Source organism: Priestia sp. FSL H7-0729 (genome assembly GCF_038005685.1).
In the GTDB taxonomy this organism is placed as follows: domain Bacteria; phylum Bacillota; class Bacilli; order Paenibacillales; family Paenibacillaceae; genus Paenibacillus.
The window spans coordinates 1-19504 of the sequence record NZ_JBBOTQ010000017.1 but is presented as its reverse complement, the minus strand read 5'-3'; the positions used below and the strand labels follow the sequence as shown (position 1 = coordinate 19504).

At 45.0% G+C, this 19504-nt stretch carries 24 protein-coding genes and 1 other annotated feature; of the genes, 2 read left to right on the top strand and 22 right to left on the bottom strand.

All coding sequences use genetic code 11. The features are described from left to right. Window positions 1-161: 161 nt before the first annotated feature. The 18 genes from MHH93_RS25015 to MHH93_RS24930 form a co-directional block, all read right to left on the bottom strand. The gene (locus MHH93_RS25015; protein WP_500056224.1) at window positions 162-941 is read right to left on the bottom strand and encodes a YphF family lipoprotein; all 780 of its coding nucleotides are present in this window, start codon (window positions 939-941) and stop codon (window positions 162-164) included. A gap of 27 nt (window positions 942-968) precedes the next feature. Further along, on the bottom strand, window positions 969-1319 hold the full coding sequence (locus tag MHH93_RS25010) for a 2Fe-2S iron-sulfur cluster-binding protein (protein ID WP_442032111.1): 351 nt from the start codon (window positions 1317-1319) through the stop codon (window positions 969-971). Between the two features lie 17 nt (window positions 1320-1336). Beyond that, entirely contained in the window at window positions 1337-1954 is a 618-nt protein-coding gene (locus MHH93_RS25005) for a hypothetical protein (protein ID WP_500056223.1), read from the bottom strand. Between the two features lie 83 nt (window positions 1955-2037). Further along, complete coding sequence (locus MHH93_RS25000; protein ID WP_500056222.1) at window positions 2038-2217, bottom strand: DUF2768 family protein; 180 nt, start codon at window positions 2215-2217, stop codon at window positions 2038-2040. 173 nt (window positions 2218-2390) lie between these two features. Beyond that, on the bottom strand, window positions 2391-2666 hold the full coding sequence (locus MHH93_RS24995) for a stage VI sporulation protein F (protein WP_500056221.1): 276 nt from the start codon (window positions 2664-2666) through the stop codon (window positions 2391-2393). A 102-nt stretch (window positions 2667-2768) separates the two neighbouring features. After that, window positions 2769-3809: an NAD(P)H-dependent glycerol-3-phosphate dehydrogenase gene (locus MHH93_RS24990; protein ID WP_500056220.1), complete on the bottom strand. Its 1041-nt coding sequence runs from the start codon at window positions 3807-3809 to the stop codon at window positions 2769-2771. Beyond that, window positions 3802-4425: a glycerol-3-phosphate 1-O-acyltransferase PlsY gene (plsY, locus tag MHH93_RS24985; RefSeq protein WP_500056219.1), complete on the bottom strand. Its 624-nt coding sequence runs from the start codon at window positions 4423-4425 to the stop codon at window positions 3802-3804. Before plsY ends, MHH93_RS24990 begins: the two co-directional genes overlap by 8 nt. 11 nt (window positions 4426-4436) lie before the next feature. Further along, on the bottom strand, window positions 4437-5759 hold the full coding sequence (gene der / locus MHH93_RS24980) for a ribosome biogenesis GTPase Der (RefSeq protein ID WP_500056218.1): 1323 nt from the start codon (window positions 5757-5759) through the stop codon (window positions 4437-4439). 185 nt (window positions 5760-5944) lie between these two features. Continuing rightward, window positions 5945-7159 (bottom strand): 30S ribosomal protein S1, encoded by a 1215-nt coding sequence (rpsA, locus tag MHH93_RS24975; RefSeq protein WP_062835205.1) that lies wholly within the window; start codon window positions 7157-7159, stop codon window positions 5945-5947. 142 nt (window positions 7160-7301) lie between these two features. Further along, on the bottom strand, window positions 7302-7889 hold the full coding sequence (locus tag MHH93_RS24970; RefSeq protein ID WP_433744824.1) for a lysophospholipid acyltransferase family protein: 588 nt from the start codon (window positions 7887-7889) through the stop codon (window positions 7302-7304). Then, entirely contained in the window at window positions 7886-8590 is a 705-nt protein-coding gene (gene cmk / locus MHH93_RS24965) for a (d)CMP kinase (protein ID WP_091028913.1), read from the bottom strand. The genes MHH93_RS24970 and cmk overlap by 4 nt, the downstream gene beginning before the upstream one ends. Before the next feature lie 103 nt (window positions 8591-8693). Further along, on the bottom strand, window positions 8694-8918 hold the full coding sequence (locus tag MHH93_RS24960) for a hypothetical protein (protein WP_500056217.1): 225 nt from the start codon (window positions 8916-8918) through the stop codon (window positions 8694-8696). Window positions 8919-8982: 64 nt separating this feature from the next. Then, a complete protein-coding gene (locus MHH93_RS24955) occupies window positions 8983-9636 on the bottom strand; it encodes a flagellar brake protein (protein ID WP_500056216.1) in 654 nt (217 codons plus the stop codon). A 148-nt stretch (window positions 9637-9784) separates the two neighbouring features. Further along, complete coding sequence (ypeB, locus tag MHH93_RS24950) at window positions 9785-11131, bottom strand: germination protein YpeB (protein WP_500056215.1); 1347 nt, start codon at window positions 11129-11131, stop codon at window positions 9785-9787. A 121-nt stretch (window positions 11132-11252) separates the two neighbouring features. After that, a complete protein-coding gene (locus MHH93_RS24945) occupies window positions 11253-11423 on the bottom strand; it encodes a hypothetical protein (protein WP_165980215.1) in 171 nt (56 codons plus the stop codon). Window positions 11424-11536: 113 nt separating this feature from the next. Beyond that, window positions 11537-12232 (bottom strand): glutamic-type intramembrane protease PrsW, encoded by a 696-nt coding sequence (prsW, locus tag MHH93_RS24940; protein WP_500056214.1) that lies wholly within the window; start codon window positions 12230-12232, stop codon window positions 11537-11539. Between the two features lie 43 nt (window positions 12233-12275). After that, window positions 12276-12890 carry a genetic competence negative regulator gene (locus MHH93_RS24935; protein ID WP_076209900.1) on the bottom strand — a complete coding sequence of 205 codons (615 nt, stop codon included), beginning with the start codon at window positions 12888-12890 and terminating at the stop codon, window positions 12276-12278. Between the two features lie 187 nt (window positions 12891-13077). After that, window positions 13078-13431, bottom strand: a complete 354-nt coding sequence (locus MHH93_RS24930; RefSeq protein ID WP_500056213.1) for a hypothetical protein — start codon at window positions 13429-13431, stop codon at window positions 13078-13080. 94 nt (window positions 13432-13525) lie between these two features. Here MHH93_RS24930 and MHH93_RS24925 point away from each other — a divergent pair, with 94 nt between their 5' ends. Then, window positions 13526-14422: a polysaccharide deacetylase family protein gene (locus MHH93_RS24925; RefSeq protein WP_500056212.1), complete on the top strand. Its 897-nt coding sequence runs from the start codon at window positions 13526-13528 to the stop codon at window positions 14420-14422. A 45-nt stretch (window positions 14423-14467) separates the two neighbouring features. Here MHH93_RS24925 and MHH93_RS24920 read toward each other — a convergent pair whose 3' ends face one another. Genes MHH93_RS24920 through MHH93_RS24910 form a run of 3 tightly spaced genes read right to left on the bottom strand, consistent with a single transcriptional unit; the run spans window position 14468 to window position 16337 of the window. Continuing rightward, window positions 14468-15268, bottom strand: a complete 801-nt coding sequence (locus MHH93_RS24920) for a metallophosphoesterase (protein WP_500056211.1) — start codon at window positions 15266-15268, stop codon at window positions 14468-14470. A gap of 26 nt (window positions 15269-15294) precedes the next feature. After that, complete coding sequence (locus MHH93_RS24915) at window positions 15295-15747, bottom strand: hypothetical protein (RefSeq protein ID WP_500056210.1); 453 nt, start codon at window positions 15745-15747, stop codon at window positions 15295-15297. Beyond that, window positions 15744-16337: a CPBP family intramembrane glutamic endopeptidase gene (locus tag MHH93_RS24910; protein ID WP_500056209.1), complete on the bottom strand. Its 594-nt coding sequence runs from the start codon at window positions 16335-16337 to the stop codon at window positions 15744-15746. Before MHH93_RS24910 ends, MHH93_RS24915 begins: the two co-directional genes overlap by 4 nt. Window positions 16338-16672: 335 nt before the next feature. Continuing rightward, window positions 16673-16903: a binding site (T-box leader), on the top strand. 199 nt (window positions 16904-17102) lie between these two features. Between MHH93_RS24910 and serA the strand changes: the two genes are divergently transcribed. Further along, window positions 17103-18698: a phosphoglycerate dehydrogenase gene (serA, locus tag MHH93_RS24905; RefSeq protein WP_500056208.1), complete on the top strand. Its 1596-nt coding sequence runs from the start codon at window positions 17103-17105 to the stop codon at window positions 18696-18698. A gap of 115 nt (window positions 18699-18813) precedes the next feature. Here the strand turns inward: serA and MHH93_RS24900 are convergent. Next, on the bottom strand, window positions 18814-19504 hold a 691-nt coding region (locus tag MHH93_RS24900; RefSeq protein ID WP_500056207.1), incomplete at its 5' end, for a BclA C-terminal domain-containing protein.

Below are 19504 nucleotides of genomic sequence, written 5' to 3'. Positions count from 1 at the left end.
TCTTTATTTCAATCTACTTTATGTGATCCGCGAAGTTTTTATGACGGTTACTGCTCACAATGACAAAAGAAAAAAGAGATGTTCCTGATTTGGAATATCTCTTTTTGAACCATTAGAAGCATGGGGGTCATACAGTTAGACCATATGAATGGCAACCAGGCTTATTTTATCGGCTGTGCAACTGGAGCATTATTTTGCCAAGTGTAGAAAACAGATTTTACAGGTACGAAGTAAGAGTGCTCCAACAGCAAATCCCGAACATCTTCAGTTTCTGCTGGAGACACATCAGACTTCTCCACGGCCTGCATAATGTCAAAAGCATAATCCACATAGACCTTGCCTTCGTCATCCATCATAAAAGGTAACGCCTGACCCGAATATACACTATTCAACGTAATGGAAGGATTGCCTGCCTGTGCAGCCTGATCCATATCAACAGCATATAACCCCGGATACAGTTCGTCCCCACTTGGCAGCTTATTGTTATGTACGGACTTATATTGATCAACCATTCGCTGTACATCATTAACTTTCTGCACGGTCAGAAGATCCATTACTCTAACAGTGGGATTCACTTCTTCATTCTGAATTAGGAAGTAAGCGCTACCACCATTTTCAAAAGCGGTTCCCGGTATTTCATCCAGATACCCCAGTTGCTTCAACTTGGGCAGATCCACTCTGAACTTTTCATATTTTGGCGTTTCCATATCTGCATTGATGATTGGCAAAATCCCCTCATCTTGCTGGAATACTTCTATCGCGTTCTGGATACGGCTCACGCTTTCCCGATAGGCTACCTTAGGGTCCGAATTGCTCTGCGATGGATACATACAACCACTTGCTATAAAAGCAAACAACAGGAATAACAGCAGACCGCCCATCTGATGCGTCAGACGCTGCCGTCCGTTTCCTTCCTCACATTTCGGCTTGTTCCTAATCATCTGTGTCCTCCTTGAATAACACTTATCTCAGAACCAGTCATCTTCCTGTTGCTGACGTTCCAGTTGTTTCCGAATGGCTGCCTTCAGCGGGTCCTCTGGGACATGAACCGATAGAGATCCACACACCTTGGCCTGACAGGACAGTCGTGTACCTGCTTCCAACAGTGAACCCAGCTTGCGCTTTTCTGCATCCGTTGGTGGATACAGTTCCGCCCTATATTCTTCGTCCACATTCACTTTGCACATCAGGCAAGCCGCTTTACCGTCACATCGGGTCGTAATCTTAACTCCGGCACGTCGTGCTGCATGCAGAAGTGTTGCCCCTGGTTTGAGCACGATTGATTTGTTCATGGGTAAAAAAGTAACTTTGTAATCCATCATTTTCCTCCCTCAACCTACTGGGGCCATGTAAAGCCAACAAGGTCTTCCACTTCGGTTCTGAAGCGGCTTGTCCATACATTCTGTTGACTCAAAAGCATCATTATAGGTTGGTGTACATGTGGTTGCTGACGCATCTGTGACGCAATGGGTACATAACGATCTTCACGACCTCGCAGCAGGTTAAACAACAGCTCATGCGCAAGCGGCATCAGTCGCAGGGTATATGAACCCACTTGTGCTACTGGTGCATGCGGAGCAAGCACATGTTCAATCTCGATACGGTACCAACTTTTGCGAGCCCATACTTCGAAACCTCCCACCAGTTCCAGCGCACATTCACCTACCTGATAGTGACTTAACAGAGAAGCATACGGTCCTGTTTTATCCACTGCAGGCTCGTCAAGTACTTCCCCCGGAGCAATTCGGTGAAGTTCCTTAGCTGCTGCAACATCAGCATAAATATCAATATCTCTTGGAGCTTGTTGTAACTCTACCCCCTGAAGCAGCAACCCGCAGCTCCCTCCAAGCAACCATGTCTGTGGCTGTGTGTTCCAGGCTTTGGCCGTTTCCAGCAAAGCCGCGTGTAATTCCGGATAACGCTCAGTCCGACCCTCCGTATCATGCGGCCCCATAGGCTCACACTCCCCTCATCCGTGTTCAATGTGTCAGTTCTTATGATGTGCTTATGCGGATGTTATCCTTCAGGCATAGGAAATCAGGTCAGAGAAGCGATTCCACCGAACAAGCCAATCAGCATAATTAAAAATGCAATTAAGGAAAGAACCCCCCGCACTATACCTTTTGTTTTGGCACGAGCAAACGTAATCAGGAATACAGATAGTCCCATAATGAGGATGGCTACCAATGACAGCCACATCTTGTCCATTGCGCTCATAATCCAGCAGTCTCCCCTTCAGTCCAATATTCATCACTGACACTGTGACAATTGCAACCATTATAACACGAAATTCAGCTCAACTTTCCAAAAAAAAGACAAAAAAGCAAGCCGACAGGAGCCGACTCGTCTTTTTGTCTTACTGGATCACCTGCACAAGCAGGCGTGATCTATTATTTTTTCATCAACATTTTCATTAACGATTCCATACTGCTCGGATTCAATCCGCTTTTCTTGACCGCACTCACAATATCCTTAACCGTATCCTCAGATACCGGAACTTTCGCCATGGCGGATACTTGTTTGATCAATTGTCGCAACTGAGCTTCATTCTGAATCGTCGTTGGTTTCACCGTGCTAGCCAATTTTTTGACGGCACCTTCTGTTATTGTTTTACCCGTTTTCTTGTTGATTGCATTCAGCGCATCTTTAGAAATGTTGTTACCCATTCGTCTCCCCTCCTCCGGCAATACTCATGTGTATAATATGAGTCCGCTACAGAAAAGGTGAATAAGCTTCTTATTTCACAAGGTACTTTAAGCTGATTACAATCAGGAGTGCCACTGTTCCCAGGTTTCAAGCTTCATGACTTCCATTTCAGTCTTCGGGTCACGTCCCATCAAGGCTTCAACCGCATCACGCGGCTGTCTCTCCTGGAATAAAACGTGATATAACTGGTCCGCAATCGGCATTTGCACGCCATATTTTTGCGAGATGAAATAGGCAGCTTGCGTAGTTCGAATGCCCTCTACCACCATGCCCATGGATTTCAGGACATCATCCAGCTTCTGTCCCTGGCCCAACATGGAACCTGCTCTCCAGTTCCGGCTGTGCTGACTTGTAGCCGTTACAACCAGATCTCCGATTCCAGCCAGTCCCGAAAACGTTAGCGGATTTGCTCCCATTTCAACACCGATACGTGTGATCTCTGCCAGACCGCGTGTTAGCAAAGCAGCTTTGGCATTATCACCGAATTGAAGACCATCCGACATGCCTGCACCAAGAGCAATGATATTTTTGAATGCACCTGCCAGCTCAACACCGAGCATATCCCGATTCGTATAAACCCGGAAATAGGCATTCATAAACAAAGCTTGAGCAGCTTCGGCAGATGACTTATCCAGTGAAGCTACAACCACAGTAGTCGGACATCTCTTCACGACTTCTTCCGCATGGCTTGGTCCAGATAGAACAACAACCCGGCCTTCTTCACATTCAAGTTCTTCTGAAATGACTGTGGACATCCGTTTCAAGCTTTCTGTCTCGAAACCTTTGGTTGCATGAATGACTAACATCTCAGGCTTATAATAAGCCTTAAGCTGGTTCGTAACTGCACGCATAGCTGAAGAAGGCGCAACAATTAACACAGCTATAGCGCCTTCCACTGCCGCTTCCATATCACTTGTTGCTTGAATCCGTGGTGAAAGCTCCGCATCCGGAAGATAGCGAGTATTGGTGTGCTTGTGATTGATTTCGTTAGCCTGGTCTTCACCACGTGTCCACATCATCACGTCCAACTGATTGGCAGCGAGTACACTGGCCAGAGCCGTTCCCCAGCTCCCAGCGACCAGAACAGCAACTTTTTTAGACAACTCGTTTACCCCCTCCAGGGTTTTTCGATCCCAATTTATTTTCCTGTCCTTTGGCGAGCTTCGCAATATTGGTACGATGTCTCCAGAACGCAAACAGACAAATAATCAGACTCCCCCAGAAGATATTCATGGAATATCCGGGTAATACCAAGATAAAGATGGGTGTAAATGCTACAAAAATCAGGGACCCCAATGAAACATATCGTGTCAATACAATAGACAGAATAGCGATCACCCCAGCACATAACGCAGGTAGGAAAGCAAGACTCACCAGAACACCAATGGCTGTAGCAATCCCTTTTCCTCCACGAAAATGGAAGTAAAGCGGCCAGTTATGTCCTGCAATGGCAGCTATACCACTGAGTGCAGGAATCCATGCAGAACCGTCGCTGAGCCAGATTCCAATCCATACTGCTGCAATACCCTTAAGCACATCAAGTAGCAGAACAGCAATTGCCGGTCCTTTACCCAAAATACGCAACGTATTGGTAGCTCCTGCGTTTCCGCTTCCGTGCTGACGAATATCGATCCCCCGTATCGCTTTTGCAAGGAGGACACTAAAGCTGATTGAACCGAGCAGATAACTCAGTACAATCGCTGCGATTTGTAAAATCACACACTTCTCCCCTAACTTTCGTCGGACTTCTTCCGAGTAAATATGCGAATTGGTGTTCCTTCGAAATCAAACGCTGCACGGATTTTATTCTCCAGATAGCGCTCGTAAGAGAAGTGCATCAACTCAGGGTCGTTCACAAAAATAACCATGGTCGGCGGTTTAACTGCAACCTGAGTCACATAGTTAATTCTCATTCTCCGTCCTTTATCTGTTGGCGGAGGGTTAATGGCAACAGCATCAGATACCACGTCGTTAAGCAGATGTGTCTGCACACGTAACGAATGTTGCTCTGCTACACGTTGCACAACCGGCAACAGTTTTTGTAAGCGTTGTTTTGTGAGGGCTGACAAGAATACAACCGGAGCATAAGTCATAAACAGGAAATGATCCCGAATTTTTCTCTCAAACTCTTTCATCGTTTTGTCATGCTTCTCTACCACGTCCCATTTGTTCACGACAAACAATGACGCTTTGCCCGCTTCGAATGCATATCCTGCAATATGCTTGTCCTGTTCAATAATGCCTTCTTCGCCATTAATGACAATCAGAACAACATCTGCTCGCTCAATCGCACGCATCGCACGCATTACACTATATTTCTCAGTTGTTTCATATACTTTACCACGCTTACGCATACCTGCTGTATCAATCAACACGTAACGTTGGCCGTCTTTTTCAAAAGGTGTATCAATCGCATCCCGGGTCGTTCCAGCCACATCACTTACAATAACACGCTCTTCTCCCAGAATAGCGTTCACCAGTGAAGATTTACCGACATTAGGACGTCCGATCAGAGCTACACGAATGACATCTTCATCGTAAGTCTCTTCCTCAAGATCTGGCAACTTCTCCACAATAGCATCAAGCAAATCACCTACACCAGTACCGTGACTTCCGGATACGCCGATGGGATCACCGAATCCAAATCCATAAAACTCATAAATGAGCTCACTTCGTCCGATATTATCCACTTTGTTAACGGCTACAACAATAGGCTTACCTGAGCGGTAGAGCATCTCTGCTACCTCTTCATCCGATTGCGTAATTCCTGCTTTTGCATCACACATGAATACAATAACATCCGCTTCTTCAATAGCGAGCTCTGCTTGCATCCGAATCGATTTTAAGATTACATCTTCACCATCAATTTCAATACCACCTGTATCAATAATACTAAATGGTTTACCGTTCCATTCACCGATTCCATATATGCGGTCACGGGTAATGCCCGGCTTGTCTTCCACAATGGCCAGTCTGTCGCCGATGATCCGATTAAAAATGGTGGATTTACCCACGTTCGGTCGTCCGACAATTGCCACAACGGGTCTTGCCATACATTCCACTCCTCCTGTCCATACTTACGATACTCATCATAGCAAAAAAGATATGTCTTGGCTAACGTTTCATGCCAAATTACTCGCAATAAAAACAATCGGCGAACCCGCCTTGGGCTCGCCGATCTTGCTTTTGTTATTCAGCAAAATATGCAGTATATAACTTAGAACCATGCATTGTTAACTTATTTGAATTTGCTGAGTTTGTCACCAAACAGTTCGCCGAGCGTAGTGCTCATTCCTTGATTGTTCAAGGAAACGTTTGGATTGTTGATTTCTTCACGCGGAGCGTTGTTTCTAGCTGGACGCTCTGATTTTTGTGGTTGAGCAGGAGCTTCTTCAGTTTCTTTGATGCTCAAGCTTACACGTTGCTCAGAAGGGTTCATGTCCAAGATTTTAACTTGAACTTCTTGTCCTTCTTTCAGCACTTCATGAGGCGTGCCGATGTGTTTGTGGGAGATTTGCGAAATATGCACAAGTCCCTCAACACCAGGAGCGATTTCAACAAATGCACCGAAGTCGACCAGACGTTTTACAACACCTGTTACGATATCGCTGGAATTGAATTTTTCGCTAGCTGTTTCCCAAGGACCTGGTTGAACAGCTTTCATGCTCAGGCTGATTTTGCCTTTTTCAGGGTCAACTTTCAGCACTTTCACACTAACTTTGTCACCTTCAGACAGTACGTCGGATGGTTTTTCAACGTGTGTCCAAGCCAGCTCGGATACGTGAACCAAACCGTCAACTCCGCCTACATCAACGAATGCTCCGAATTGAGTCAAACGTTGTACAGTACCTTCGATGACTTGACCTTCTTGCAAACCAGCCATTACTGTAGCTTTGTTTGCTTCGAATTCTTGCTCCAATACGTCTTTTTGGGAAAGGATCACTTTGTTGTTCTCACGGTCGATCTCTTTCACTTTAACACGCAGTGTGCGTCCTTTGTAGTCGCTGAAGTCTTCAACGAAATGGCGTTCAACCATGGAAGCCGGGATAAATCCGCGTACGCCCACGTCTGCTACCAGACCGCCTTTAACAACATCACCTACAACAACTTCGAATACGTCTTGGTCTTCAAAATGCTTTTGCAATTGATCCCATGCGTTTTCGCTGTCGATTGCACGTTTGGACAGAACGAGTTTTTCTTTCTCGTCGTCGATGCTAAGAACTTTAGCTTCAACTTCTTGTCCAACTTCTACTGCATCAGACGCGCTGTCAACATGCAATGAAGACAGTTCACGAATTGGAATGACACCGTCATATTTATATCCAATGCTCACATAGGCTTGGTTATCTTCCAATTTGACGATGGTTCCTTTTACGGTATCTCCTTTTTTCAAGGAAACGAACTGATCCAACTCATCTTGGGTTGCTTCTTGATTTTTCATTTCTTCCGACATGTCAAATACCCTCCTCAATTCAAAAACCCCATTATATTCAAACCTGCCTATAGCAGAGTTCAAAACACTTTCATCACTGAGTGCTCAAACTTTAGTCTCCCTCAAAAATATGGAAACATGCACTCAGCTACCGACGAAGCCATTACTTGCTTGGCACGCCCGTTTGCACCATTTCGTTAATCTTGGACATAATCTTTTCAGTCGCCTTCTCCAGAGCTTCTCCAGAAGGGTCTTCCTTGAACTCGTCCAAATTCACTGGTGCTCCATATACAACTTTCATCTTACGAAAAACCTTGTAGTTACCGATAATAGCAGTAGGAATAACTGTAGCGCCACTGCGGAGAGCAAAACTCGCTGCCCCTTTTTTGCCGATACCTCCATCATTGTGACGGCTTCCCGAGGGGAAGATCCCAAGCACTTGACCATCACGCAAAATATTGAGTGAGGTTTTGATGGATTCCTTGCTGACACCTCCACGTTTCACGGGGAAAGCGCCCACGGCTTTAATAATTCGGCCGAGTACCGGAATTTCAAACAATTCGCTTTTGGCCATGAAACGCACCTGCCGACGAATTTTGATACCAACGGTTGGAGGATCGAAGTTACTAATATGATTGGAACATAAAAGTACGCCGCCTTCTTTCGGGATATTCTCCCGTCCAACGGCCTCCAAGCGGAAAAGAATGGTGTAAATGATCCGCAGTAATGTGCTGCAAAATGTGTAAATCATAGACCGATCTCTCCTCTGACCATTGTGCAATAAGATACGATTTTGTCAACCACTTCATGAATGTTCATCTCCGTCGTATCAAGGACGATAGCATCCTCAGCACAACGCAACGGGGAAATTTCCCGATTCTCATCCAATCTGTCACGGGTGGCAATGTCTCGCTCCAGCTGTTGCAACGTCAGTCCTTCAGAGGGGTCCAGTTCTTTGAAGCGGCGAAGCGCACGCTCTTCCACACTGGCAGTCATGAAGATTTTCACTTCCGCATCGGGCAGTACTGTCGTTCCGATATCGCGTCCATCCATGACGACGCCCTTGCGCAAAGCCATTTGCCGCTGAGTATCCACTAATTGCGTACGCAGCCCCTCGATTTGCGCATATCGGGACACGATTCCCGTCACTTCACGGGAGCGGATTTCCGAGGTTACTTCTTCCCCATTACAGAACACTTTCTGTCCGTCGGGATCCGGTTGTAAATCAATGACCAGCTTTTGGGCTTCCTGAAGTACCTGTGTCACTTCTTCCGGCGCAATATCTTTCCGAAGCATGTGCAAGGTTACCGCACGGTACATTGCGCCTGTATCGACGTATACATACGCGAGCGCCTCTGCAACCAATCGGGCCACCGTGCTTTTCCCGGCACCGGCAGGTCCGTCAATTGCAACGTTCATTTTCCCGTTCTCTGATGTGTTCTGGCTTGCCAACGGGGCATTCCTCCTCAAACGATAAACCTCAATAAAAAAACAGGCATTGCCTGCATCGTGAAAATTATACCACACTCTACACATGGATGCAAAAACAGACAAATCACGGATGTTCGTAATCTTTTAGCGACCGGACTTGAATAGGTGTACCTTCCAGACGGTCAATCGTGGTCAAATTCTTTTTGAAGCCTGGTACCAACAGCAGTAATTGATACACCACAAGCAGGATTAGAAGGGCTGTAATCAGCATCGTAACCATTCGTTCCATTCGCCTGGAGAAAACATAATAAAGCCGTTCATATCTGCGGGTTGCATGACGATGATTCATGGGTAATTCCTCCGTTTTTTACATTACGGTGCCCGCAGTTCCCTCTATTTATGCCACAACATTCCTATTTCGTGCGATAGTCCAGTTGCCGTTCGAAACAAAACTTGATGATTTTCTGGCGCTCCGAATCTGAGATCTGCACAAATTTCAGCATGCATAGCTGTCTGCCGGTTTCCAGGGTTTTGATCCGCACAACTTCAGCTTCAAAATTCACATGTTCAATGATTGAATTCCGGTATGGAACAAGCAACCAGCATTTCAATTTTTGATCTTCAGCTATTGAAAACCCCGTTTCGCCGTATATGGACAATCCACCGCCACCGATATCTTCAGTCAATCCAACGGCACGGGTCAGATCTTCACTCTGGATGGCCAATTCGAGGTTTGCATGAACACGAAGAAAGCTGCGACGTTGTATTTTGGAAATATCACTCGGAAGAGGTTTACGGATACGAACAAGACGAACCACATCTTCTTCAAATCCTGTAACAAAGGTATTAAAATAATGACGCACTCCATCCTCCGTAATATATGAAATAGACAATTCCTCTCCGAAAAAGAGCCTTTTCAGACGGCTGCTTCCTTGTTGCATCGGGACCTCGATCAGAAAACTGCTGTCATCCATATCTGCGATGCGTGATTTGTACTCTTTGTGTTCCTCTTTTTCATCAGCTGAAGCAATCTGGATGTATAAAATTTCATTTATTTTCGGAAACAAGCTGTTCACCGCCACTTTATGTATTTATCTTCGTATGTACAAGGACTATTATACCATGACCTTTCTCACATTGAACAAGAAAAAAACAGACCACATCGTGGTCTGCCGCAATTATTCGCTCAACTTAAAATTGAGTTTATCCATCTTTTTATGAGGTTGCATTAACCGGTTTGATCTCTTCTACCGCTTCTTCTATTCCTGTATTCGCATTAATGTATATCCGGTAACGTGAACCGTTTATTTTGCCTCCGAATTCATAACACAGCACTTCTTTGCTGTAATCATTCTCAATCAGGGATTTGCGTACATAATTTTCTTCAAAATCCGAGTTGAGCTTTTGACGTGCCTGTTGCTCTGTAAGTGTAGCCTTCGGAATTTTTCGCTTGTCATTATGTTCATACACAAAGTCACTCGCCTGAAATCCAGTTACTTCTCCTGTATCCAGTCCTACACGAACGGACATTTTCTCGGGATAGATCAAGGTGTCCCCTTGCTTACGCACATAAGTAAGGTTACCCAGATTACCGAATTCATCGTAATTTACGGCTTTCATATCTTTGTAGCCTTTATTCGTGAGAAATTGCTCTGCTTTTGCCATGGCATCCTGACGAGATACTTTTTTGGTTCCAATCGGACGAGTATCACTGTAAGAGATGAGCATCCCCCCATTACGTGTGAAATCCATCATCAGTTTACCATTGTTGGAATGATCAACTGTCGCAGTATACGATTCCCAGTCCGTTCCTTTACCGTTCTCCTGCACTTTGATTTTGCTACTGTCTGCATCAGAGAATTTTGCAGCCTTGCTCTGAATCTGTTCTTTGGTCACTGGCAACCCGTCCAGTTTCTTGACTGTTCTTTTTGCGTAGATATTGGATACAGAAGGCCCCCAATCAAGTTCCGGGTATTCCTGCACCTTTTTGTTCACCGTACGAAACCCATCAACAATCGTGTTGTCCATGGTTTGCTCTTGTGTTGCCATGGCAGTCTCCGCGTCCATCCAGCGCAAACGGTCCGTTAGCACTTTCTGCTGAACATCTTTCAAATTCTTGGTAATTTCAGATGAATTTTGATACAGCTTTTTCAAGTTGCCCATTTCCTTCTCATTTAACGGCTCGTTCGTCAAGTCACGCATCGACGCCCGATAAGCAAAATTGGAAATACGCGAGAGAAACTCCTCTGTCTCGTTAAAAGGCAGCATGGTGAGCGGCAGTTGGTTGATCTCATTCTGCGCTTCACTGGTGAGTCGCCATACATTCATCAAACCTTTGCGATGCATCCCCTGTGATGTGGAGTGAACCGCCAAGGTGTTGCCAATCTCCGAATGTAATTTATCCATATGAAAAGATAAATCGTGAAAGGCACGCTGATATTGGTTCTCCGCTTTAATCAGAATCGCATTCTTCTCCTGATTCTCCTGATAGCCCCACACGAGCGCACCGACCAGCAGAACCGCAAATATCGGAAACATAACTGAACTTAAACGTTTATACATCGGTAGAGTCTCCTTTCTTCTAAACCACTACCTCTATTGTGGATCGAAGAAAGATCTCTTATGCATGCGATTTCCAGTCCTTACACAAGCAGGCTGCTAAAGTACCGTTTGGACCCTCCTTTTAATTCAACTGGATCCCGGTTGCCATACCCTCTTCTTCAATTTCAAACTGGTCTCTGTTATCACAGAGGCACTGCTTGAATCCCGTCTCAATCCGGCCCCGTTCTTTCTTGCCTCGTAACGTAAAACGTTCGCCACATTGTTTGCATCTGATTTTAATTTTAATTCTCATCACAACGATCTCCGTTTCTGTTGGTCATTCCCCGGGAGTTTAACCGTAAAATAAAAACACACCGGAGCCATAGGCGCAATATGCGCTTTATGTCCACCAGTGTGTCCGTATTTTTATAATTTAACCTCTTCCTCCCGCTTCACAAAACGAAAAGGAGAACGATTATTGGCACGTGTTATTTTCCCCATTGCCCCGTACCATAGGCCCGCCATCAGTGGCGCAACAAACCACAACCAATGATTCACCATGGTGTTCATGATGACATCGTACAATGCGTGCCAGAAAAAAGGTAACGCAAGCGAAAGAAACAAGTACCACTGCTTTTTCTTACCACCGATAAACTTGGCCTTGCCCATGTAATAACCCATAATTACCGCAAACATGGCATGACCTGAAACAGGAAGCAGTGCTCGGAAGAACATGGCTGAGACGGATGCATTCCCCGCAAAGGCATACAACACATTCTCCACTGTGGCAAATCCAAGTGAAACAGCAACTGCATATAAGATCCCGTCATACGGCTCATCAAATTCGGTGTGATTATAGATGATATGATAAAGTACGAACCATTTGACGAATTCTTCCACGCCACCTGAGATCAGAATGGACTCAACATAAGGATTATCCCCGAGCCACAACATCATACCACGCTGAATGATCATCACGGGCAGTACCATCAGAATCCCCATGAGGAAAACCCGCAATACCATATGAAGTGGCTCATAATCATAACGGTCTTTCAGGTAAAAGTATGTTAACAAGGCGAGACCCGGAGCAACTGCTGCCGCTAAGACCGAAAACAAAAGCACCGAAATTCCCTCCTCTGACTAAAGACGCGATTACAACTAGAGATTAATCCTGGCGTTTGAAGTGGGTGCAGATAACATCAATCGCTTGTGCAGGAATAACAACCTTACCATACTCTTCCATAACTGCAGGAGTCACGGATGAGCCTTCACCAAATTCAGCAAGCAAAGCAATCAATGCCGCATGTTTGGTGGAATCCACCTCATCTGGCTCCAAATGCAAGAACCACTTGTCTTTATAAGAATAAAGTCTCCCAGCATCCGTAACATGCTGACGCAACATATGTGCAGCTTCAATGAGCACTTCAAAGTCCTTGAACGCATAAACGATGGAATCGCTTTGCTCGAGTGTAACTTCCATTTCATATACTTCTTCAGGAAGATCATCTTCATGACCTGAACCATATTGTTGCGGATCATATTTTCCACGTGTGACAATGACAACCATCCCTTGAGCGGGAAGTGCGAATACTTCGACAGCAAGTGGACCTGTGGCATCAAATCCTAGTTCGGAATAGGCCTGATCCATCATTTCAGTGAACAGTTCATGAACCTTAGGTATTTCCTGCCACATATCTTCTTTTTGTATTCCGCGCTCGCTCAGATCGTCAAAGGTCAGGAAAATCCGTATCTTATCGTGACTTAGTCGTTCTATTTTCATACAGGATCTCCCCTTTATAAGCAAGTCTTATAACAGATTATGAAGCACAAAACAATATGTGCTGAAAATAAATCTATGTAGTTATGTTATCATTTTATACCTCTAAATGCACGAAGTAAAATCGACAAAAAAAGAATCATTCCACAGCAAATCAAGACTGTGGATGATTCTTATTGGAGGTTTTGGTTTATAAACCCGGTACTGTTGTGTTTGTTTGGCTTAAAATTTGCTCAACTTCATGCTTCACATCCGGATTGGTGCGTATAAAATCTTTAAGCATGCTCATATTCGCTTCTTTTTCCTGCGGTGTGATTGTTCTTGCGCTTTTTGCTGCTGGAGCTTTGTGAGATTCACCATGTTGATTTTGCTTGCTTGTGAACCCATCCATACCCGGGAAAGTCATCTCCATCATCTTATGTTTTGCCTGATCCATCATGTTACGTGACGAACCTGATGACATCATGGGCAATCTGCCTTTGGACAGCCATGAACTAGCTGCAACACCAATGACAATGCCCCAAAAAAAGGATGACGTCTTCATTACACCAACCTCCTTCAAGTGTTAAAATCATACTTAGTGTTTGCGGTAGTGAGCGATCTCATTCCGCATAAATACAGGAAAGCGAGTTGAAATCATGTTTAAACATACCGCCGCATTGATTATAGCTGCAAGTTTGCTGCTATCAGCCTGTGGGGCAGCGGAAGAAAAAACATCAGATCATTCGGCGCCAATGAGCGAACCCACGACCACAACTCAAGAAGAGCAAATGAATTCTAACCCTACTGAATCAGAAGAACCCGAAACGGGGGTGACCGACCCTTCAATGGGCGAAAGCGCTGCGACAGAAAAAGAGTCCGAACCTTCGAAGCAGGTTTCATCAGAAGTGAATGTAGAAAAGACGTATCATATGAATGAAAATTATTATATTAAGCCGAATGATGACAAGAGCTCTAGCAAAGTGGTCTTGTTAACCTTTGATGACGGACCAAAAGAAGAAAAAATGATCACATCACTAATCGACACATTAGATAAACATAACGCTAAAGCGATATTTTTCGTCAATGGCTATCGGGTGAAAAGTCATCCGGAATTGCTCAAACTCATACATGAACGGGATCAGATTGTAGGCAATCATGCCTGGGATCATGAGGATCTCCAAAAAATGTCTAACGCTGAGGCAGCAAAGCAGGTTACAGATGTCCAAGAAATAGTGAAAGACACCATCGGTGAAGAGCCGCAATTTTTCCGCCCACCTTTTGGATCGGGGAATGATGCACTGAAGGCTACTGTGAAGAAAAATGGCATGTTATATATGACGTGGTCTAATGGTTCACTGGATTGGGATAAAAGCACCAAAAACAAACCGGAAAAAGTCATTCAAAATGTACTAGACCAGTTAAATCCAGGGAGCAATATTCTGATGCATGAATTGCCATGGACGGTTGAAGCATTGGATGAATTGTTGACCAAGCTCAAAAAGAAAGGCTATTCCTTTGTCGATCCGCGTACTATTGAGCTGGAAGCTCGTTGAATCATAATTCTCGCATTAAAGTTGAAACAGCCTTGATCCATTGGATCAAGGCTGTTTCACTGTGAGTGCTTTTTCCGTGGGCACTCTTAACGTAATGATATGCATCTCCGCAGGACAACCTAGGCGTAGAGGAAGATGATTCGTACCGTATCCTCTGCTAACCAGCATTTTACCTTCCTGATGAACATCCTCCGGGCCACGCTTCAAGAAGTACCACCCATTCGAAATAGGGCGATACGCTTTGCTCAGGAACACAGGTCCAAAAAAAGGTAATACCAATTGTCCACCATGTGTATGACCGCTCAAGATAAGATCTGCATTTTGCTCCAGACGTAGGGCCTGCAAAGGATCATGGACGATGGCAATTTTGCATAAACGGTTGCCTAGCTGCTTGAGTAGTGCATCCCCCTGTTTGGAGCGATAGTCAATACCGATCAGGCTTACTCTATCGTTGCCCCTATGCAGATATACGACGTTATCCTGAAGGAGCTGAATGCCTGATTCCCTAAGAATTCTAGCTAGTTGAGCGGTACCAGCCCGCTTGTCATGGTTTCCATACACTGTAAAAGAAGGAGCAATGTTGGATAAGAGTCTCATATTATGTCTAACGAGAGACCAAGAGATTCCTTTTTCCGCAACGTCACCACCGATCAGAACCCAATCCACCTTATTCTTAAAGTGTTCCAGATCCTTCTGCTTCAGCTTGCGTTTGTGAGTGTCGGAGATGTACAAAATCATAGCCCCGTTAAAGGATGTCGGCAGATGAGGCACTTCAACCTCTTCTTCAATCACTTGATGAATATGGGCTTCACGCCACATATGAAAGAGCGGTAAAATTCCTATCAAAATAACTACTCCTGTAAGTAATAACATTACCACGGCAAAGGGAGGAACGTATTCAAAGCGGGTGCCCCTTCTATCCCCCACCAAACCAGACTAATCGTTAGCAGGACAAAAATAAATATGAGTGAATTGACAAACCTTTTGCTCAATTTTAATCGACGTGAAGGATGTAATTCCGTCCGTGTAGGAAGAGAACCCGCTTCGGGAATCGTTTCCTCCGTTGCTTGAGGCGTTTTTTTGGAGCGAGATGGTGCTCTTTGTGGTAGTACCGGACTTTCCAGTTTTTCTGTGTAAGGCTTGCGCTGTGATCTAGGTAAAGAAACGGAAGTAATTGGTGTGATTCCGCCAACCTCAGCAGCAGCTGCCGTTTCAGCAACGATGCTTACTTGAGAAGCCACCTGACGCTCGGATGTCTCTTTTTTATCCGATTGACGATGGCGCTGACTGCCATATGTCTTCATTCTACTTAATGGCTGATTCATGATCCCCTCCGAAAACGTATCGCTAATCCGGACACCAAATCAATAATAAAGTGACATAATATAGGCGCCCATAATGTGCCGGATTGCATGTAAATCCAACCCAATCCATAACTTGAGACAAACACCCAGCCTGTTGGAATCCAGTGGCGCAAGTAACGAATGTGGATCACTGCAAATAAAATACTTGTCCAGTAAGGACCGATGGCATGTTGAATGGCTCCACGGAATAATAATTCCTCACACACAGCAACAATGGCTGCAATACATACAATGTGCCAGATCGGACGCCCACGGAACAACAACTCGTTAATTCCACCGTCATCCATGCTTTCCTGAGGTATAACATACGACAGTACCAAGTCCATGACAAGCATAATGCCAGCAAGACCAAGACCCCACCATATGAATTGGTAATTGTCAGGCCATGCGAATACATCCAACAAGTTTCGTTTTTGCAACAAGACCCACACAACTCCGATAATAAGTGTCAGACCTTGTGTAAAGTATAGATTGATTAAAAGCAAACGCTCGGTGAGCTGCTGTGGCTCAGCCTTCTGAATTTTGAACTTGGGAAACTTGAATTTTTTCATCGGATGCGTCTGTCCTCTTGAGTTAAATTTGATGGATAACAATTACGTTGTCCAATCGGATAGTATACTAAATGATAGCCAAAAAACCAAATTGGTTCAAGGCCTGCCCCAAGTCCTGGTTTTGTGTCCGTGCCATTACTTCATTAAAGCAGTGAAATCCGGTTCGCTAAACAGCACATATTCCATCTTCTTGTGGTAGGTATAGTAACTATTGTATTGTTTATGGCGACTTACTTTTCGCGTGAATCGAAAGACATCTGCAAAACAATTTAAAACATTTAAGCCTATTGACATGCTCATGTCAGCCATGATACATTATGAAAAAATTAGTCACGTTAAACACGATGATGGAAAAAAGACGTTGCTTCGTCTTACAGAGAGCCGATGGTAGGTGTGAATCGGTGGCAGGCAAATGGTCTTGAGCGCTCCTGAGTTATTGCATTGAAATTGGAGTAGGTGCAATCGGTTTAGACCCGTTATCCTCTTCGGTCTTCATTGACCGCTAAGACTGTCGTTGCGAAACGGCGGTGAATTAGGGTGGTACCACGACAACTCTCGTCCCTTATTGCGCAAGCAGTATGTGGATTGAGAGTTTTTTGATTTATTTTAAAGGATATCTGTGGAATCACTCTATTTGTTTCACCTTCCCCCTCTGCTGCGACACCGCGTTGTTGGGCGGAAGAATTAATCTGGTTTTAAGGAATACCTCTTCGCTGAGGTCAAACCTTGACGATATAGATACACATACCTAAGGAGGAAGAAACCATGTACAAAGTGTTAGTGTCGGACCCAATCAGTGATCTAGGTATCCAGCAACTGGTGGATGCAAATGATGTTGTTGTTGAGAAGAAAACCGGTCTTAGTGAAGATGAACTTGTTGCCATTATTGGTGATTATGATGCCCTTTTGGTTCGCAGCCAGACTCGTGTCACAGATCGTATTATGACGGCTGGTACAAACCTTAAAGTAATCGGACGTGCAGGTGTTGGTGTAGATAACATTGATCTGGAAGCCGCTACACAGCGAGGCATCATCGTTATCAACGCACCTGACGGAAATACCATTACAACTTGTGAGCACACGTTTGCCATGATGATGGCATTGGCTCGACACATTCCTCAAGCTTACGCCAAGACTATTCAAGGTACGTGGGATCGCAAAACCTTCCTGGGTGTGGAATTAAGAAATAAAACGCTGGGTGTATTGGGTATGGGACGGATCGGTAGTGAAGTTGCCAAGCGCGCCAAAGCATTCGGAATGGACATTCTTGCTTACGACCCGTTCCTCACGGAGGAGCGTGCTGAGAAACTGCAAGTGAAACTGGCTTCTGTGGATGATATCATTCGAAATGCGGACTTCATGACCGTCCACACGCCATTAACACCGGAAACACGCCACATGATTTCACGTCCACAATTCGAAGTTATGAAAAAAGGCATGCGTATCATCAACTGTGCCCGTGGTGGTGTAGTTGACGAGATGGCGCTTGTGGAAGCAATTGATGAAGGCATTGTTGCGGGAGCTGCATTTGATGTATTCGAAAGTGAACCACCTGCTCCGGACCATCCATTCCTGAATCATCCTAGCATCATCGTCACACCTCACCTTGGGGCATCCACTGTTGAGGCACAAGAAAACGTAGCGATTGACGTATCCGAACAAGTTCTTCATATTTTGCGCAATGAACCGTTCAAGAACGCAGTTAACATGCCGGCTGTTGCACCAACCGTGATGAACAAGTTGCAGCCTTACTTCAAACTGGGTGAAACGTTAGGGAGTTTTGCAGCACAGATTACACAAAATGCAGTGCAGGAGATTCGGATCGATTATGCTGGTGAACTTTCTGAAGTAGATACATCTCCTCTTACGCGTTACATTGTGAAGGGTATTCTAGCCAGACATTTGGGTGGGGAAGCCAATATCGTCAATTCGATGCATTTGGCTAAAATCCGTGATCTGAATGTCGTTGTAAGCCAAACCTCCGCAACCAAAGGATTCACTAACCTGATTACCGTAACATTGGTTACAACTCAGGATGCTGAGGAACGCCGTGTAGCGGGTACACTCCTTGCAGGTTATGGAGAGCGTATCGTTCGTCTGGATAAATTCCCGGTAGATATCGCTCCGGAAAGTCATCAAATCTTGATCTCACATAACGATAAACCAGGTATTATCGGTCGTGTAGGCACACTGCTTGGACAAAATGAGGTCAACATTGCATCCATGCAGGTTGGACGTAAAATTATCGGTGGTGCAGCAATCATGATTCTGACCGTAGATAAAGCTGTTCCAAAAGATGTGCTCGTGCAGCTTGCTGCGTTGCCTGAGATTAATACTGCTGTTGAGATCGTGCTAGAATAATCAAACGTTATCTTAAAGGTAAAAAAAGACGGGGCCCTCGTGGTTCCCGTCTTTTTTTGTTGGAACGATACTGATTTCCGTTTCTTTTGCTCACGAGGGAAACAGTCTTGAGCGATTAACTTAACTGAATAATGTTTAGTGTGGATCCAGGAGGAGAAAGAATAGCTGTACCAACAAGCCCAAATAGTTGTAACTGTATTGTTGAACCCGCGGTAACGGTAATTATAAAGTCAGATTGGAGCTGACTGAGAGAAAGTACTGGAGATACTACACTCGCTGGAATTGCTGTTCCGTTAAGTAAAACTCGAGATTGAATAGCAAGTGCAGCTGTCAGATTTATTTTGTATGAGATGTAGTAACGACCTGCATTGGCAAGTGTGAAGGTATCATTTGTCCCATTGATGGTTATACCTGTTCCAATATTTTGGTTATTAGGTAACGGAACAAGTGTACCGCCAAGTATTACAACAATCGTACCAGTAGTATTCTCAGCAAAAGCCGAGTTAGATGTTACAGATGTTCCGGTTGCACCGGTGGCTCCTGTCGATCCTGTGCTTCCGGTTGCACCAACTCCGGTGGATCCGGTAACCCCTGTCGCTCCGGTCACACCTGCGAGTCCCGTCGCTCCGGTTTCACCCGTGGCACCTGTTAGTCCCGTACTGCCGGTTACGCCAACTCCAGTCGCTCCAGTAACCCCTGTCGTACCGGTCACACCTGCGAGTCCCGTCGCTCCTGTTTCACCCGTGGCACCCGTTAATCCCGTACTGCCGGTTACGCCAACTCCAGTCGCTCCAGTAACCCCTGTC

Excerpts from the sequence above, each read along its gene's own strand:
- der (WP_500056218.1), bottom strand. The coding sequence starts at position 5,759 with ATGGCAAGACCCGTTGTGGCAATTGTCGGACGACCGAACGTGGGTAAA.
- ypeB (WP_500056215.1), bottom strand. The coding sequence starts at position 11,131 with ATGTATAAACGTTTAAGTTCAGTTATGTTTCCGATATTTGCGGTTCTG.
- MHH93_RS24960 (WP_500056217.1), bottom strand. The coding sequence starts at position 8,918 with ATGAATCATCGTCATGCAACCCGCAGATATGAACGGCTTTATTATGTT.
- MHH93_RS24970 (WP_433744824.1), bottom strand. The coding sequence starts at position 7,889 with ATGATTTACACATTTTGCAGCACATTACTGCGGATCATTTACACCATT.
- MHH93_RS24930 (WP_500056213.1), bottom strand. The coding sequence starts at position 13,431 with ATGAAGACGTCATCCTTTTTTTGGGGCATTGTCATTGGTGTTGCAGCT.
- MHH93_RS24995 (WP_500056221.1), bottom strand. The coding sequence starts at position 2,666 with ATGGGTAACAACATTTCTAAAGATGCGCTGAATGCAATCAACAAGAAA.
- MHH93_RS24925 (WP_500056212.1), top strand. The coding sequence starts at position 13,526 with ATGTTTAAACATACCGCCGCATTGATTATAGCTGCAAGTTTGCTGCTA.
- MHH93_RS24915 (WP_500056210.1), bottom strand. The coding sequence starts at position 15,747 with ATGAATCAGCCATTAAGTAGAATGAAGACATATGGCAGTCAGCGCCAT.
- MHH93_RS25005 (WP_500056223.1), bottom strand. The coding sequence starts at position 1,954 with ATGGGGCCGCATGATACGGAGGGTCGGACTGAGCGTTATCCGGAATTA.
- MHH93_RS25000 (WP_500056222.1), bottom strand. The coding sequence starts at position 2,217 with ATGAGCGCAATGGACAAGATGTGGCTGTCATTGGTAGCCATCCTCATT.
- MHH93_RS24945 (WP_165980215.1), bottom strand. The coding sequence starts at position 11,423 with ATGAGAATTAAAATTAAAATCAGATGCAAACAATGTGGCGAACGTTTT.
- MHH93_RS25010 (WP_442032111.1), bottom strand. The coding sequence starts at position 1,319 with ATGGATTACAAAGTTACTTTTTTACCCATGAACAAATCAATCGTGCTC.
- MHH93_RS24935 (WP_076209900.1), bottom strand. The coding sequence starts at position 12,890 with ATGAAAATAGAACGACTAAGTCACGATAAGATACGGATTTTCCTGACC.
- MHH93_RS24910 (WP_500056209.1), bottom strand. The coding sequence starts at position 16,337 with ATGAAAAAATTCAAGTTTCCCAAGTTCAAAATTCAGAAGGCTGAGCCA.
- serA (WP_500056208.1), top strand. The coding sequence starts at position 17,103 with ATGTACAAAGTGTTAGTGTCGGACCCAATCAGTGATCTAGGTATCCAG.
- rpsA (WP_062835205.1), bottom strand. The coding sequence starts at position 7,159 with ATGTCGGAAGAAATGAAAAATCAAGAAGCAACCCAAGATGAGTTGGAT.
- MHH93_RS25015 (WP_500056224.1), bottom strand. The coding sequence starts at position 941 with ATGATTAGGAACAAGCCGAAATGTGAGGAAGGAAACGGACGGCAGCGT.